The sequence below is a fragment of the Pseudoxanthomonas helianthi genome (assembly GCF_017939625.1).
Lineage (GTDB): Bacteria > Pseudomonadota > Gammaproteobacteria > Xanthomonadales > Xanthomonadaceae > Pseudoxanthomonas_A > Pseudoxanthomonas_A helianthi.
In genome coordinates this window covers 457,865-472,616 of record NZ_JAGKTC010000001.1, presented here as the reverse complement: position 1 = coordinate 472,616, position 14,752 = coordinate 457,865, and the positions used below count along the sequence as shown (strand labels likewise).

13 protein-coding genes are annotated in these 14,752 nt (G+C 66.9%); 5 read left to right on the top strand and 8 right to left on the bottom strand.

The genetic code is table 11. From position 1 onward, the window contains the following. Positions 1 to 68: 68 nt before the first annotated feature. The 5 genes from ppa to J5837_RS02265 all read right to left on the bottom strand — a co-directional run bounded on the left by ppa (position 69) and on the right by J5837_RS02265 (position 5,721). The gene (gene ppa, locus J5837_RS02285) at positions 69 to 602 is read right to left on the bottom strand and encodes an inorganic diphosphatase (protein ID WP_210535098.1); all 534 of its coding nucleotides are present in this window, start codon (positions 600 to 602) and stop codon (positions 69 to 71) included. A gap of 279 nt (positions 603 to 881) precedes the next feature. Continuing rightward, complete coding sequence (locus J5837_RS02280) at positions 882 to 3,083, bottom strand: sodium-translocating pyrophosphatase (protein ID WP_210535097.1); 2,202 nt, start codon at positions 3,081 to 3,083, stop codon at positions 882 to 884. A 131-nt stretch (positions 3,084 to 3,214) separates the two neighbouring features. Then, positions 3,215 to 3,661, bottom strand: coding sequence for a hypothetical protein (locus J5837_RS02275; RefSeq protein WP_210535096.1), 447 nt, complete (start codon positions 3,659 to 3,661; stop codon positions 3,215 to 3,217). 117 nt (positions 3,662 to 3,778) lie between these two features. Continuing rightward, on the bottom strand, positions 3,779 to 4,351 hold the full coding sequence (locus tag J5837_RS02270) for a hypothetical protein (RefSeq protein ID WP_210535095.1): 573 nt from the start codon (positions 4,349 to 4,351) through the stop codon (positions 3,779 to 3,781). A gap of 113 nt (positions 4,352 to 4,464) precedes the next feature. Continuing rightward, on the bottom strand, positions 4,465 to 5,721 hold the full coding sequence (locus J5837_RS02265) for a 6-phosphofructokinase (RefSeq protein WP_210535094.1): 1,257 nt from the start codon (positions 5,719 to 5,721) through the stop codon (positions 4,465 to 4,467). A 114-nt stretch (positions 5,722 to 5,835) separates the two neighbouring features. On the opposite strand from J5837_RS02265, the gene J5837_RS02260 reads away from it, so the two are divergent. Further along, the gene (locus J5837_RS02260) at positions 5,836 to 6,414 is read left to right on the top strand and encodes an adenylate kinase (protein ID WP_210535093.1); all 579 of its coding nucleotides are present in this window, start codon (positions 5,836 to 5,838) and stop codon (positions 6,412 to 6,414) included. Positions 6,415 to 6,487: 73 nt separating this feature from the next. Here the strand turns inward: J5837_RS02260 and J5837_RS02255 are convergent, their stop codons facing one another. Next, a complete protein-coding gene (locus J5837_RS02255; RefSeq protein WP_210535092.1) occupies positions 6,488 to 7,714 on the bottom strand; it encodes a S1 family peptidase in 1,227 nt (408 codons plus the stop codon). A gap of 265 nt (positions 7,715 to 7,979) precedes the next feature. Between J5837_RS02255 and mpl the strand changes: the two genes are divergently transcribed. Continuing rightward, the gene (mpl, locus tag J5837_RS02250; RefSeq protein WP_210535091.1) at positions 7,980 to 9,353 is read left to right on the top strand and encodes a UDP-N-acetylmuramate:L-alanyl-gamma-D-glutamyl-meso-diaminopimelate ligase; all 1,374 of its coding nucleotides are present in this window, start codon (positions 7,980 to 7,982) and stop codon (positions 9,351 to 9,353) included. A gap of 185 nt (positions 9,354 to 9,538) precedes the next feature. Further along, positions 9,539 to 10,111: an LON peptidase substrate-binding domain-containing protein gene (locus J5837_RS02245; RefSeq protein ID WP_210535090.1), complete on the top strand. Its 573-nt coding sequence runs from the start codon at positions 9,539 to 9,541 to the stop codon at positions 10,109 to 10,111. An 89-nt stretch (positions 10,112 to 10,200) separates the two neighbouring features. On the opposite strand, the gene J5837_RS02240 is transcribed toward J5837_RS02245, so the two are convergent. After that, positions 10,201 to 11,562: an esterase-like activity of phytase family protein gene (locus J5837_RS02240; protein WP_210535089.1), complete on the bottom strand. Its 1,362-nt coding sequence runs from the start codon at positions 11,560 to 11,562 to the stop codon at positions 10,201 to 10,203. Between J5837_RS02240 and gnd the strand changes: the two genes are divergently transcribed. Continuing rightward, on the top strand, positions 11,561 to 12,592 hold the full coding sequence (gnd, locus tag J5837_RS02235; protein WP_342345490.1) for a phosphogluconate dehydrogenase (NAD(+)-dependent, decarboxylating): 1,032 nt from the start codon (positions 11,561 to 11,563) through the stop codon (positions 12,590 to 12,592). The genes J5837_RS02240 and gnd overlap by 2 nt on opposite strands. A gap of 91 nt (positions 12,593 to 12,683) precedes the next feature. Continuing rightward, positions 12,684 to 13,484: a lytic transglycosylase domain-containing protein gene (locus J5837_RS02230; protein ID WP_210535087.1), complete on the top strand. Its 801-nt coding sequence runs from the start codon at positions 12,684 to 12,686 to the stop codon at positions 13,482 to 13,484. A 126-nt stretch (positions 13,485 to 13,610) separates the two neighbouring features. Here the strand turns inward: J5837_RS02230 and J5837_RS02225 are convergent, their stop codons facing one another. After that, positions 13,611 to 14,741, bottom strand: coding sequence for a PQQ-dependent sugar dehydrogenase (locus tag J5837_RS02225; RefSeq protein WP_210535086.1), 1,131 nt, complete (start codon positions 14,739 to 14,741; stop codon positions 13,611 to 13,613). Between the last annotated feature and the right edge of the window lie 11 nt (positions 14,742 to 14,752).

Here is a 14,752-nt window from a genome sequence, read left to right as displayed (position 1 = left end):
CGAAGCGCCGAAAACGAAAACGCCGCTGGATCGCAGCGGCGTTTTGCGTTGAAGGCAGAAGATCCGGATCAGCCCTTGGGCTGGTAGCTCGCGATGCCTTCGGCAATGATCTGCTTGGCTTCGGCCGCGTCGCCCCAGCGATCGACCTTGACCCACTTGCCCTTCTCCAGGTCCTTGTAGTGCTCGAAGAAGTGGCCGATGCGCTCCAGCCAGTGCGGCGACACCTGGCCGATGTCCTCGATGTGCGAATAGCCGTTGAAGATCTTGTTGGCGGGCACGGCGAGCAACTTCTCGTCGCTGCCGGCCTCGTCGGTCATCTTCAGCACGCCGACCGGGCGGCAACGGATCACCGAACCGGGAATCAGCGGCAGCGGCAGCACCACTAGCACATCGAGCGGATCGCCGTCGCCGCCGAGGGTCTTGGGCACGTAGCCGTAGTTGCACGGGTAGCGCATCGGCGTGGACAGGATGCGGTCGACGAAGATCGCGCCGCTTTCCTTGTCGACTTCGTACTTGACCGGCTCGGAATCCTTGGGGATTTCGATGATGACGTTGATCTCGTCCGGCGGGTTCTTGCCGGTGGCGACGTGGTCGAGGCCCATGGGGTAATGCTCCGAGCGGGGTGGTGGACAGGGCCGGCATTCTACGCGTTCGCTTGTTGCGTTGCAGCAGGCGGGGATTTGCCGCGCTGCTTGGGGTCAAGAGCGAATCCCCCTCAATCCCCTTTTGCAAAGGGGGAAGAAAACCTCGCCCTCCCCAGGAGCGGGGGTTTGGATCACTACGCCGTTGCTTCGCCCCCTTTGCAAAGGGGCCACGGGGGATTTTGCTTTGACGACGAAAAGGGCGGCCAAGCCGCCCTTTTCGCCTGAAGCCCCTGCGGGTCAGGGCATGCCGGTATCGGTCCGCCCGGCGGGACTGGCGTCCTTCGCGGCGGGCAGTTCGACGCGGCCGGCGACCGGCGATGCGTGTCGGGCATCGCTGGTGGTCACCGCGGCCGGCGCCTCGGCTGCGGCTGGCGTGGCGGTTTCCGTCTTCGAGCCCAGCCAGCCATCGACCGGCAACAGCGGCACCAGCAGCAGGGCGACGATGTTGATGATCTTGATCAGCGGGTTGATCGCCGGGCCGGCGGTGTCCTTGTACGGGTCGCCGACCGTGTCGCCGGTGACCGCGGCCTTGTGCGCTTCGCTGCCCTTGCCGCCGTGGTGGCCGTCCTCGATGTACTTCTTGGCGTTGTCCCACGCGCCGCCGCCGGTGGTCATCGAAATCGCGACGAACAGGCCGGTGACGATCGTGCCGATCAGCAAGCCGCCCAGCGCCTTCGGACCCAGCAGCAGGCCGACGATGATCGGTACCGCCACCGGCAACAGCGAGGGCACGATCATTTCCTTGATCGCCGATCGGGTCAGCAGGTCCACCGCCTTGTCGTATTGCGGCTTGCCTTCGCCGGTCATGATGCCCTTGATCTCGCGGAACTGGCGGCGCACTTCCTCGACCACGCTGCCGGCGGCACGGCCGACCGCTTCCATCGCCATCGCGCCGAACAGGTAGGGGATCAGGCCGCCGATCAGCAGGCCGATGATCACCATGTGGTCGGACAGGTCGAACTTGAACTCGACGCCCGGATGCGTGGTGCCCAGGTTGTGCGTGTAGTCCGCGAACAGCACCAGCGCGGCCAGCGCGGCAGAACCGATGGCGTAGCCCTTGGTCACCGCCTTGGTGGTGTTGCCCACCGCGTCCAGCGGGTCGGTGACGTCGCGCACTTCGGAAGGCAGCTCGGCCATCTCGGCGATGCCGCCGGCGTTGTCGGTGATCGGGCCGTAGGCGTCCAGCGCGACGATCATGCCGGCCATCGACAGCATCGCGGTCGCGGCGATGGCGATGCCGTACAGCTCGGCCAGCGAATACGCGCCCCAGATCGCCAGGCACACCGCGATCACCGGCATCGCCGTCGATTTCATCGACACGCCGAGGCCCGCGATGATGTTGGTGCCGTGGCCGGTGGTGGACGCGGCGGCGACGTGTTTGACCGGGCCGTACTGGGTGCCGGTGTAGTACTCGGTGATCCACACGATCACGCCCGTCAGGGCCAGGCCGATCAGTGCGCACCAGAACAGGTTCATCGCACCGTAGCCGCTGTCGCCCATCATGTCCCGGGTCACGAAGTAGAAGGCGATGGCGGCGATCACGCCCGACACGATCACGCCCTTGTACAACGCGCCCATGATCGAGCCGCCGGCCTTCACCTTGACGAAGAACGCGCCGATGATCGAGGCGATGATCGACACGCCGCCCAGCACCAGCGGGTACAGCACCGCGTTGTGCCCGGCTTCGGCGCCCATCAGTCCGCCCAGCAGCATCGTCGCGATGACGGTGACGGCGTAGGTTTCGAACAGGTCGGCGGCCATGCCGGCGCAGTCGCCGACGTTGTCGCCGACGTTGTCGGCGATCACCGCCGGGTTGCGCGGGTCGTCCTCGGGGATGCCGGCCTCGACCTTGCCCACCAGGTCGGCACCGACGTCGGCGCCCTTGGTGAAGATGCCGCCGCCCAGGCGCGCGAAGATCGAGATCAGCGAGCTGCCGAAGGCCAGGCCGACCAGCGCATGCAGCGCGTGTTCGCCTTCGATGCCGAACTTCGGCAGCAGCCACCAGTAGCCGGCCACGCCCAGCAGGCCCAGGCCGACCACCAGCATGCCGGTGATCGCGCCGCCGCGGAACGCGACGTCCATCGCCGGGCCCATGCCGTGGCGCGCGGCTTCGGCGGTACGCACGTTGGCGCGGACCGACACGTTCATGCCGATGTAGCCGGCCGCACCGGAAAGCACCGCGCCGATCAGGAAACCGATGGCGCTGGGCCAGCTGAGGAACAATCCGATCAATACGAACAGCACCACGCCGGCGATGGCGATGGTGGTGTACTGGCGGTTGAGGTAGGCGCGTGCGCCTTCCTGCACCGCAGCGGCGATCTGTTGCATGCGTTCGTTGCCGGCGGGCTGTTTCAGGATCCAGCGCGCCGAAATGATCCCGTAAAGGATCGCCACCGCCGCGCAGACCAGCGCGAGCGTCAAACCGTGCATCTCCAGCATGACCCCTCCCAGATTGGATGGATTACAGGCAAAGCGGGCCGATTATGGCGTGCTTCCGCCCGCGCTCCTGCCGCAGTGCGGCATGTTCCCGGGAAGCGCCGTCGCCGCGCGCTTCCGCGCGGCGGTGAGGGTCATTTCACGACGCGCTGGAAGCTGGTTGCGGTGGAGCGCAACAGATGGGGGCGCCCGGTGCGGTCGCGGGCGACCTGCACGAAGTAGGTCTTGCCAGCGTCCACGTTCAAAGTCAGCGCCGTGGTGTCGGTGCCGAAAACGTGCGTGCCCGCGGTACTGGAAACCGGCAGGTAATGGCCGGCTGGCAGTTCGCCCAGCGGCTTGCCATCGCCACTGAGGCTGATGTCATCGCCGGGCGATTTCGGGGTACGGAACAGCACGACCTGGGCCTTGCCGTTCTTGGGCAGCCCTAGCGTCTCCGAAAGTGCCACCGCCAGCTTGGCGTCCTGTTCGGCGCCCTCGGCGGCCTGGCCTTTCGATTCGATCCTCAGCTGCTGGGCGGAGGTGGCGGAGGCCAGTGCAAGCAGCAGGCAGGGGAACATGACGCGAACCAGGATCCGACGCATGACGATCTCCCATCTCCGGTGGACGGCGCAGGCTAGGTCGCGGGCGGATCAAGGCCGCGTGAAAAACGACGCTCGGAAATGGTCGTGGACGCGTTCCCCCTGCCGGCGCTCGATGGCTCAGTCCTTGAGACCTTCCGCGCCAGTTCGTCCGCCGACGGCTTTTTCAAGGTTGTTGCTCAAGTACGCACTCATCAGATCGGTGATGCGGCTGAGCATGTCCTGGTCGTTACGACTGTAGGCCGCGCCCCAGGCGCTGGCATGCTGATAGAACTCGGGTTCGGCGATGACATCGCCGGTTTCCTTGTCGGTGATCTTCAGCTTCATCAGCACTTGCGAACTGCCTGCCATCGGGCCGGCCCAGATGCGCGCGCCAGTGCCGATGTACTTGATCTTCTCGATCGACGGCTCGACAAGCAGCACGCGGGGCGGGTCGCGGCGCGCCGGGCGCGAGTCCAGCGCGACCGACATCGGCGTGATGCGGGTGGTGAAGTTCGCCTGGATCTTTTCGCGTGCGGCTTCATTCGCTTTCTGCCCGGCAAACGGCGGTTTCAGCGCGATATCGGCGAACTCGATCTTGTCGAAGGCGATGAAGGGTTCTTTCGGTGGTGCGTTGGTCTCCACCGACGGCAGGTATTTCTCCGCCGCAATGGTCGGCGCCGACGCAGCCAGCGCGAGCATGCCCGCGAACATCCAAGCGCAAATTTTCATGGATCAATCCCCCTTGATCGTTACGGAACGGTCGCGGCAAACCCCTTCACCGCGGCGGCATTGTAGAGCGGGGCATCCCCCGTTCCACCGCATGTTCAGCCTTCCCATGCCGGAAGTTTCTTCCGCACCGCCACGTTCTTGAGTTCGACATAGGCCGGAATACCGTCCTTGCCATAGGGCGGATAGGCCTCGCCCTTGATTAGCGGGGCTAGGTAGCGGCGGGCGGCGGCGGTGATGCCGTAGCCGTCCTTGCGGATGAAGCCCGGCGGGAATTTCTTCTCGTGGTTGGCTACCTTGCTCAGCGGCGCCGCTTCGATCTTCCAGCGGTACGGCGAGTCCGAGGTGCGCACGATCACCGGCATCACCGCATTGCGGCCCTCCAGCGCGAACTTCACCGCGGCCTTGCCGACCGCCTGCGCCTGCTCCCAGTCGGTCTTCGAGGCGATGTGCCGGGCCGAACGTTGCAGGTAGTCGGGCAGGGCGTAGTGCACCTTGAAGCCGAGCTGGTCCTTGACCCGGCCGGCGAGGAACGAAGCCACGCCGCCCAACTGGGTATGGCCGAACGAATCGGTGCCGCCGCCGGCATCGGCGACGAAGCGGCCGTCCGCGGTCTGGATGCCTTCGCTGGCCACGACCACGCAATAGCCGACCTTGGCCACGATCTTCTTCACCTGGGCGAGGAAATCGGTTTCATCGTACGGACGTTCGGGGAACAGGATCAGGTGCGGGGCCTGGTCGGGCTTTTCCCCCGCCAGTCCGGCGGCAGCGGCCAGCCAGCCGGCGTGGCGGCCCATCGCTTCGTAGACGAACACCTTGGTTGATGTCTCAGCCATCGCCGCCACGTCCAGCGCGGCTTCGCGCACCGACACCGCGGTGTACTTCGCCGCCGAGCCGAAGCCGGGGCAGGTATCCGTGACGGCCAAGTCGTTGTCGACGGTCTTCGGCACGCCTATGCAGGTCAGCGGGTAGTCGAAGGCCGCGGCCAGCTGCGACACCTTCCACGCGGTATCGGCCGAATCGTTGCCGCCGTTGTAGAGGAAATAGCGCACGTCGTGGGCCTTCAGCACCTGCAGCAGGCGCTCGTATTTGGCCCGGTCGGCCTCCAGCGATTTCAGCTTCACCCGGCACGAGCCGAAGGCGCCGCCCGGGGTGTGGGCCAGCGCACGGATCGCCGCGGCGGATTCCTTCGATGTATCGATCAGCTCCTCGCGCAACGCGCCAAGGATGCCGTTGCGCGCCGCCAGCACCTTGACCTTGCGGGTGCGGGCCTCGGCGATGACCCCGGCGGCCGAGGCGTTGATGACGGCGGTGACGCCGCCGGACTGGGCGTAGAGCAGGGTGCCTTGGGCCATGGTTGTACGTTCCGAAGTGGCGGGATGGGGTAAGCTGAACCCGTAACGCGGCGCAACATCGGGGAATTTTATCGCCCCGCCGCGATCCGGTCTTTCATTTCGGGAGTTTGAGCAATGCGATTGGTTCTACTGGGGCCGCCGGGGTCGGGCAAGGGCACGCAGGCCACGCGATTGAAGGAGTACCTGCAGGTGCCGCACATTTCCACCGGCGACCTGCTGCGGGCCGAAGTGGCCGCGGGCAGTCCGCTGGGGCTGCAGGCCAAGGAAGTGATGGCCCGCGGCGAACTGGTCAGCGACGCGATCCTGCTGGGCATGCTGGAAGACCGTTTCTCCCGCGACGACACCCGGGCCGGCTTCATTCTCGACGGCTATCCGCGCAACCTCGCCCAGGCCGATGCGCTGGGCAAGTTGCTGGAAAAGCTGGGACAGAAGTTCGATTCCGCCGTGCAGCTGGAAGTGCCGACCGAACTGCTGGTCGAGCGCATCGCCGGCCGTGCCGCCGCCGAGGGGCGCGCCGACGACAATCCCGAATCGGTGCGCAAGCGCCTGCAGGTCTACACCGACCAGACCGCACCGGTGATCGAGTACTACCGCCAGCACGGCGAACTGACCGTGGTCGACGGCGTCGGCTCGCTGGACGAGGTGTTCAGCCGCATCGTCGAAGCCATCGCGCCGGAGAAGGTGGTCGGCTGATCGAATCGCGCTTCGCTGCAAAGAAAACGCCCCGGCTTGCCGGGGCGTTTTCGTTCCCTGCATCGCCTGCGGATCAGGGGCTGGTCTTCAAGGTCAGGCCGTAGAAAGACAGGAGCGGGTTCAGCGGCTGGAAATAGGAATTGCCGGGAGCATTGATCTTCTTGCCCCGGCAGCTTCCGGAGCCGCCCGAAAGCACGCCCTGACCCTGTCCCGCGCTGGTGATGTAGGAACCACCGGAGTCGCCGCCTTCCGAACAGGCCGTGGTCTGGGTCAGGTTGAGGATCGTCTCGCCGCTGACATAGCTGACGGTGACGTTCTTGGTCTTGATGGTTCCGCAGCGCCAGCCCGTGGTACGGCCGGAACGGCAGACCGCCGCACCCACACTGGCTTCGGCGCTGCCCTTGACGGTGACATCGCCGCTGCCCCAGCCATAGACGGTCGCCGGCTGGGTGTTGCCCGCGGAAACCTGGATCCACGACATGTCGGTACCGGTGCTTCCCGGATTCGGGAAGGTGGAACCCTGGAACGTGCCGACCTGCGGACCGAGCGTCCATTGCGGACCCGTTCCGGCCGAGCCTTCCAGATACACCGGCTCGCCTGCGTCGCCGCAATGGCCGGCGCTGACGAAGCCGGGCGTCGTGCCCTTGGTGACGTTGAAGCCGATCGAACAGGCGTACAGATAACCGTCGCCCGGCCTGCGCAGGTAGCCGAGGCCGCCCTTGAGGTCGCTGCGCAGGCTCGGTGCCTCGTCCATCGTCTCGAAGCGCACGGTCTCGGCATCGGCGCCGCTGCGGGCCACGAATTCGATGGCGGCCTGCTCGGCGCCGCGCGCGATGCCCAGGGTCACGCTGTTGCCGGGCAGGTCCACGGACCAGGTGTACACGCCCTTCGGCACCTTGGCGCCCTGGGCGAGCAGCATGTCGAGCTGCTGTTTGGAGGCATTGAGCGTGTCGAGGCTGTGGCGCGCCTGGCGGATCTCCACGCCGGCCGGCGCCTTCTGCGGCTGCAGCGAGGTGGTGGCGACGACCAGCCGGTAATCGCCGCTGGCCGCTCGCTCGATCCAGCTGCCGGCGTAGTGGCGCCCCTGCGCCTTGGCCAACTGTCTTTCCTGCTGCGCGGCCAGGCGCTCGATCTTGAGGTATTGCGCCAACTGCGTGCCCGACAGGCCCAGGTCGCGTTGCAGGGCGGCCTTCAGGGCGGGGGAAACGGAATCGGCGGCCATCGCGGACGTGCCGGCCATGGCCAGTGCGACGGCGGCGGCGAGGGAAGCGAAAGGACGAAGAGACTTGGACTTCGACATCTGCAAGCTCCTGGGTGGTCGAGGTTGGGTGCCGCCCCACTGGTGCCGCGAGTTCCGCGGTGAGGGGGAACGGTCCGCGGAAGCTAGCACAGGCTTGTCTTTTGAAACGTGATGGGAGCGGGATGGCGGCCGGGAAATCGGCGACAATTCCGCCATGAGCAAAACCCACCCTCGCTCCATCCCTGTCCCGCAAGCGGGAAAGGGGGAATCGGTGGCGTGCGGGTTTGGCTCCGTCTGCAGCGGCGCAACCGGGTAGGAACGCATCTTGTCGAAGATTCACATATTGGGCATCGCCGGTACTTTCATGGGCGGCGTGGCCGCGCTGGCGCGGGAACTCGGGCACAAGGTCGAAGGCAGCGACCAGGCGATCTATCCGCCGATGTCCACCCAGCTGGAAAAACTCGGCATCGCCCTGATGCAGGGCTACCTGCCCGAGAACATCTCGCTCGAATGCGACGAGATCGTCGTCGGCAACGCGTTGTCGCGGGGCAACGCGGCGGTGGAGGCGGTGCTCGACGCCGGACGCAAGTACAACTCCGGCGCGCAGTGGCTGGCCGAGAACGTGCTGCCGGGCCGCGACGTGCTGGCGGTGGCCGGTACCCACGGCAAGACCACGACGACGACCATCCTGACCTACCTGCTGGAAGCGGCAGGCCGCACGCCGGGTTTCCTGATCGGCGGCGTCGCCGAGGATTTCGGCGTGTCGGCGCGCGTGGGCAAGGGCCGCGAGTTCGTGGTCGAGGCCGACGAATACGACACCGCGTTCTTCGACAAGCGCAGCAAGTTCGTCCACTACCGGCCGCTGGTCGCGATCCTCAACAACCTGGAATACGACCACGCCGACATCTTCCCCGACGTGGCCGCGATCCAGCGCCAGTTCCACCATCTGGTCCGCACGGTGCCGCGCCGCGGCCGGCTGGTGGTCAACGGCCACGACGAGCGCCTGGCCGAAGTGCTGGCGATGGGTTGCTGGACGCCGGTGGAGCGTTTCGGGCTTCTGAACGGAACGTCCGACGAAAGCTTCGACTGGAGCGCGCGCAAATTGCGCGACGATGGCAGCTCGTTCGTCGTGCTGCACAAGGGCGCGGAAGTGGGCACGGTCGAATGGCCGATGCTCGGCGACCACAACGTGCTCAACGGCGTCGCTGCGCTGGCCGCGTGCGCGGCGGTCGGCGTCGACGTGGCCAAGGTCATTCCCGCGCTGGCGGGATTCCGCAGCGTGAAGCGCCGGCTGGAAGTGCTCGGCGAAGTCGGCGGCGTCACCGTCTACGACGATTTCGCCCACCATCCGACCGCGATCCGCACCACCTTGCAGGGCCTGCGCGCGAAGGTCGGCCCGGCGCGCATCGTGGTGGCGATGGAGCCGCGCAGCAATTCGATGCGCCTGGGTGCGCATGCCGATGCACTGGCGCCGTCGCTGGACGATGCCGATGCGGTGGTGTTCCTCGCCCGCCCGGAGTTGTCCTGGGATGCGGACAAGGTGGTTGCCTCGATTCGTGGGCAAGCAGAGGCAGTGCCTGATACGGATCAATTGATCGCCGCGCTGCGCGCGCTGGCGCAGGCGGGCGACCATGTGGTGTTCATGTCGAACGGCGGGTTCGATGGGGCGCCGCGGAAATTCCTGGCCACGCTCTCATAGGCGGAGACCGCACGAGGCCCGGGATGCGCTGCCGCATGATGTGGGAGCGACGTAAGTCGCGAAGCTTTTCGCGCCTCGTTCGCGACGCCGGTTACCGCATGCCGTAACCACTCCCACGCCGGATTCTTCGAACAACCGGTCGCGGGCAGGGCCCGCTCCCACGAAAAATCGCCTAGGATTTTCCGGTGGCCACCGAAACCCTTCCGCTATTTCCCCTCCACACCGTCCTGCTCCCCGGTGCGGCGCTGCAACTGCGCGTATTCGAACGCCGCTACCTCGACCTGGTGCGCGACTGCGGGCGGAACGGCTCGGGCTTCGGTATCTGCCTGATCCTCGACGGCAACGAAGTCGGCACGCCGGCCACGCCGGCGGCATTCGGCACCGAAGCGGTGATCGAGGATTTCGACATCGGCGACGACGGCCTGCTCAGCCTGCGCCTGCGCGGACGCCGTCGTTTCCACGTGTTGCGTACCCGCGTGCGAGACAACGGGCTGGTCGTGGGCGAGATCGAATGGCGCGATGCCGATACCGACGACGAAGTGCGGCCCGAACATGGCCTGCTGGCCACCGTGCTGGAAAAACTGATCGAACAGATCGACCAGCAGGCGCCGGGGTTGGCGCCCGCGCAACTCGACAACGCCGCCTGGATCGGCTGGCGTCTGGCCGAGCTGTTGCCGATCAGCGCCACGCAGCGGCTGTCGCTGTTGCAGGAAGACGATCCGCATGCGCGGCTGGATCGCCTGCTCGCATTGATCTGAGGGAGTCGTAGGGTGGGCACGCTTTTTGTGCCCACCGTTTCCGTTCGCGTCGTGGGTGGGCACGAAAAGCGTGCCCACCCTACGGACTTTCAGAAGCGGACCGCGAACGCCAGCAGCGTGCCGGGAATGCGCGAGAGGCCAGACGGGCATTGGCCATCCAGCGGCACGTTCGACACGCGCTCGCCGGTGTCGCGGTTCACGCAGACTTCGAACTGCTCGCCGGCTCCGGTCTGGGTCACGCTGTAGTCGTTGTCGCTGCCGATCAGGACCAGATGGCGGCCATCGGCGAGACGCGGGCCGATCGCCAGGCCTTCCAGCTTCTCGGGGATGTCGCGCGCACCCGCATCGCGCAAGGCCGCAAGGATGTCCAGCTCGGGCACCTTCGTCACCGGCGCGATGCCTGCGGGCAGGGTGTTGCTGCCGGCCAGGGAAACGGCGGACACGTCGGTCGCCCCTGCGGTGGAGATGCGATAGACGCGCTTGTGCAGCGGCGCCGGCGTTTCTTCGACGCCGAGGCCTCGGTTGTCGCGTTCCAGCACCAGGAAATCGGTTTCGCTGAGCGCATGGATCGCGCTGAGGCCGATGCTGCGGCCCTGGTTAGTCGCCGAAAACGGCGCGACCGCCGCATCGCGCGCGTTGATCTCGGCGATGGCATCCAGTTGGTAAGGGTATTGGGCGATGGCGCGGCCGCTGGCCACGTCGAATGCGACCACGCGCAGGTTGCGGCTGCGGCGACCATCGTTGCTGGCGCCTTCGTCGACCAGCGGATCCTGCAGCACGCCGACCAGAGTCTTGCCCGAGGGCGTCAGGGTCAGGCCCTCGAAACCGCGGTTGTCCTGGCGACCGTGGACGATGGTCGGGCGGCCGCCGACGTAATCCGCCGTACCGCCGGCGGTGCGCGAAAGCAGGTTTTCCGGCGTGGCGAACGCACGGATGAAATGGCCGCTGGAAGTGAACTCGTAGACGCTGGGACCGTATTCGTCGGCGACATAGAAATGCCCGCCGTTGCCGATCGCCAGGCCTTCCGGATCGAAACTCAGGCCCAGCTTCGCCACGTCGCCGTTGAGCAGTTGCGGATTCAGCCCGTTGAACGGCTGGCCGTCCTCGGCAGTGAACAGCAGGGTCTTCTCGACCACCGGTTGGCCGATGGCGCCGGTGTTCGCGTCGTAGGGAATGCGCAGGCGCTGCACGCGCGTGGCGTAATCGATCACGCCGCCGCCGGGGCCGCGGTCGGACAGCGCGTACCAGGCGCCGGTCTTCGCGTCGTAGGCCAGGTCGGAGTAGAAGCCGAAGCGATTGAGGTTGGCCGAGTCCGGCGTGCCCTTGGGCAGGCGCGCGGCATCGCGGGTGGTGGCCGGCGTTTCGACCTTGTTGACCAGGGTCCATTGCGCCGCACTGGCGGCGAGGGGCAGGGCGAGCAGGACGGCGAAGGCAAGGGCGCGGCGGGGCATGGCGGAATCCATCGAGGGGGAACCCCGCAACGCTAGGCATGCAACATTGCAGTCCGGTGACGGCATTTCGGCGTTGACGCGGGCCGTGCGACCCTATGCGCCAACGAAACGCACGAGGCGGGCTATGGAACTGGGCATGGTGGGCTTGGGCCGGATGGGCGCGAACATGGCGCAGCGGCTGCTGCGCGGCGGGCATCGGGTCGCCGGCTTCGATCCGGGCGAACAGGCCCGCGCCGCGGCCGCGGCCAACGGCATCGAAGCCGCCGCATCGTTGGCGGAACTGGTCGCCAAGCTGCCCGCGCCGCGCGCGGTGTGGCTGATGGTGCCGGCGGGCAAGATCGTCGACGACACCCTCGACCAGTTGCTGCAACTGCTTGCGCCCGGCGACACCATCGTCGATGGCGGCAATTCCAACTACAAGGACACCCAGCGCCGCGCTGCGATGCTGGCCGAACACGGCATCGCCTACGTCGACTGCGGCACCAGCGGCGGCGTGTGGGGCCTGGCCGAAGGCTACAGCCTGATGATCGGCGGCGACGAAGCCGCGGTGGAACGGCTGCGTCCGCTGTTCGCCACCCTGGCGCCGTCGCCGGACAGTGGCTGGGGCCGGGTCGGACCCAGCGGGGCGGGACACTTCACCAAGATGGTCCACAACGGCATCGAGTACGGAATGATGCAGGCCTACGCCGAAGGCTTCGCCATCCTGCAGCACAAGGCGGAATTCGCTCTGGACCTGCCCCAGGTGGCGGAGATCTGGCGCGACGGCAGCGTGGTGCGTTCCTGGCTGCTCGACCTGACCGCCGACGCGCTGAAGAAGAACCCGGAGATGGAAGGCATCGCGCCGTGGGTGGCCGATTCGGGCGAAGGCCGCTGGACCGTCGCCGAGGCCATCGACCTGGACGTGCCCGCGCCGGTCATCACCCTGTCGCTGCTGCAGCGATTGCGTTCGCGCGATACCGATTCCTACGCCGACAAGCTGATCTCGGCGATGCGCAACGAGTTCGGCGGCCACGCGGTCAAGCAATCGTAGGGCGGGCCCGGGCCCATCTCTGGGCGGGCCAAGGCGCACCCTGCGTCGGTGCATCCGGCATTCAGCCGGGGGCGACGTAGAATCCGCGCCCATGCCGCTACGTGCCGCCCTCGCCATCGCCTGCCTGCTCGCCTGCGCCCTGCCTGCGCAGGCGCGCACCGTGTACCGCTGCGTGCGCGCCGGCACGGTCAGCCTGGCCACTGCGCCGGAGCCGGGTTCGAAGTGCGAGGCGAAGGAAATTCCGGACGATGCGGTGCAGACGCCAAACCTGTGGGGCAACTTCGGCGTGTTCAGCGGCGTGCTGTACGAGCGCGAGCAGGACGGGAAGAAGGTTTACAGCACGCGCAAGCTGCCCGGGTCGGTGCCGTTCCTGAAATTCACCGTGGCCACCCCGCCGGGCGAACCGGCGCATCCGGGCCTGGGCAAGATCGGCAAGCCGCGCATGGACCTGTTCCCGAAGCCGTTCAAGGCCGCGGCGAAGAAGAGCGGCGTGCCCGAGGCCTGGCTGCGCGCGATCGCCCATGCCGAAAGCGGCTACGATGCCAAGGCGCTGTCGCCGAAGGGCGCACAGGGCGTGATGCAGCTGATGCCGGAAGTGGCGAAGGAATACGGGGTCAAGGATCCCTATTCGGCGAGCGAATCCATCGACGCCGGCGCACGCCACCTGAAGGCCTTGCTGAAGCGCTACAAGAACGACCTGACCCTGGTCGCCGCCGCGTACAACGCCGGCATCGGCGTGGTGGCGAAGTACAAGGGCGTGCCGCCGTATGCCGAAACCCGCGCCTACATCGACAAGGTGATGGCGTTGAACGCGCGCTATCGCGAAGTGCTGGGGCCGAAGCCGCAGCGGCCGGCCGACGCGGTGCCGGTGGCGGCATCGAAAGGCGAGTAGCGGTTTTTGACGCGGATAAACGCGGATAAAGCGAAGCGGACAAAATAAGTTGTCCTTTCGAGCGTGGCGAGAAATCCTTCTTTCCCCTGTATTTGCTTTATCCGCGTTTATCCGCGTCAAAAGCTTTCACCCCTTCGGGCTCAGGCGCAGCAGGCGCGCGTCCGGGCCGTCCTCGATCAGCCACAGGTCGCCGTCCGGGCCCTGCACGACCTGGCGGATGCGCTGGCCCATGTCGAAGCGCTCCACTTCGCGCGCGGTGTCGCCGTCGATCTGCACGCGCACCAGCGCCTGCGACGACAGACCGCTGATCAACGCGTTGCCACGCCATGCGGGGAACTTGTCGCCGCTGTAGATGATCGTGCTGGACGGCGAAATCACCGGCGTCCAGCTGACCAGCGGCGCGCGGAATTCCCGGCGGGTGTCGTGGTCGGGAATGGTGCGGCCGTCGTAATGGTCGCCGTTGGAAACGATCGGGTAACCGTAGTTCTTGCCGCGTTCGATGCGGTTGAACTCGTCGCCGCCGCGCGGGCCCATTTCGGTTTCCCACAACTGGCCCTTGGCGTCGAAGGCCACGCCCAGCACGTTGCGGTGGCCCAGCGTCCACACCTGCGCCGCCACGCCGCCTTGCGCGGCGAACGGGTTGTCCGGCGCCGGCGTGCCGTCGTCGCGCAGGCGCAGGATCTTGCCGAGGTTGGTCTTCATGTCCTGCGCAGGATCGAACTTCTGCCGCTCGCTCGAACTGAGCCACAGATACCCGTCGCGGTCGAACAGGATGCGATGGCCGAAATGGCCTTCGCCGGTCACCTTCGGTTGCTGGCGCCAGATCACCTGCAGGTCCTGCAACGCGCCGCCGCCATTCGCGTCCAGCGCCAGTTTCGCGCGTGCCAGCGCCGCGCCACGCACGTCGCCGTCGCCGGCTTCGGCATAGCTGACGTAGATCAAATGGTTCTGCGCGTACTGCGGATGCAAGGCGACGTCGCCGAAGCCGCCCTGGCCGCCGTAGGCGACCTGCGGCACGCCGGTGATTTCTCTGCTCTTGCCGGTGTTCGGGTCGAGCAGCTTCAGCTTGCCGGGCTTCTCGGTGACCAGCAGCCGACCGTCGGGCAGGAAGGCCATCGCCCACGGCTGGTCGAAGCGTGCGATTTCGTTCACCGCGAACGGCTTCGCGTCTTCGGCGACCGGCGCCGGAGCGGGTGCGCCATGGCAGGCGGGCAGTGCCAAGGTGAGGCCGAGCAGGGCAAGGGCGACAGGACGCATGACGTTCTCCA

Coding starts and splice junctions, on each gene's coding strand:
- J5837_RS02280 (WP_210535097.1), bottom strand. CDS start 3,083: ATGCTGGAGATGCACGGTTTGACGCTCGCGCTGGTCTGCGCGGCGGTG.
- J5837_RS02260 (WP_210535093.1), top strand. CDS start 5,836: ATGCGATTGGTTCTACTGGGGCCGCCGGGGTCGGGCAAGGGCACGCAG.
- gnd (WP_342345490.1), top strand. CDS start 11,561: ATGGCGGAATCCATCGAGGGGGAACCCCGCAACGCTAGGCATGCAACA.
- ppa (WP_210535098.1), bottom strand. CDS start 602: ATGGGCCTCGACCACGTCGCCACCGGCAAGAACCCGCCGGACGAGATC.
- J5837_RS02265 (WP_210535094.1), bottom strand. CDS start 5,721: ATGGCCCAAGGCACCCTGCTCTACGCCCAGTCCGGCGGCGTCACCGCC.
- J5837_RS02240 (WP_210535089.1), bottom strand. CDS start 11,562: ATGCCCCGCCGCGCCCTTGCCTTCGCCGTCCTGCTCGCCCTGCCCCTC.
- J5837_RS02270 (WP_210535095.1), bottom strand. CDS start 4,351: ATGTTCGCGGGCATGCTCGCGCTGGCTGCGTCGGCGCCGACCATTGCG.
- J5837_RS02230 (WP_210535087.1), top strand. CDS start 12,684: ATGCCGCTACGTGCCGCCCTCGCCATCGCCTGCCTGCTCGCCTGCGCC.
- J5837_RS02275 (WP_210535096.1), bottom strand. CDS start 3,661: ATGCGTCGGATCCTGGTTCGCGTCATGTTCCCCTGCCTGCTGCTTGCA.
- J5837_RS02255 (WP_210535092.1), bottom strand. CDS start 7,714: ATGTCGAAGTCCAAGTCTCTTCGTCCTTTCGCTTCCCTCGCCGCCGCC.
- J5837_RS02225 (WP_210535086.1), bottom strand. CDS start 14,741: ATGCGTCCTGTCGCCCTTGCCCTGCTCGGCCTCACCTTGGCACTGCCC.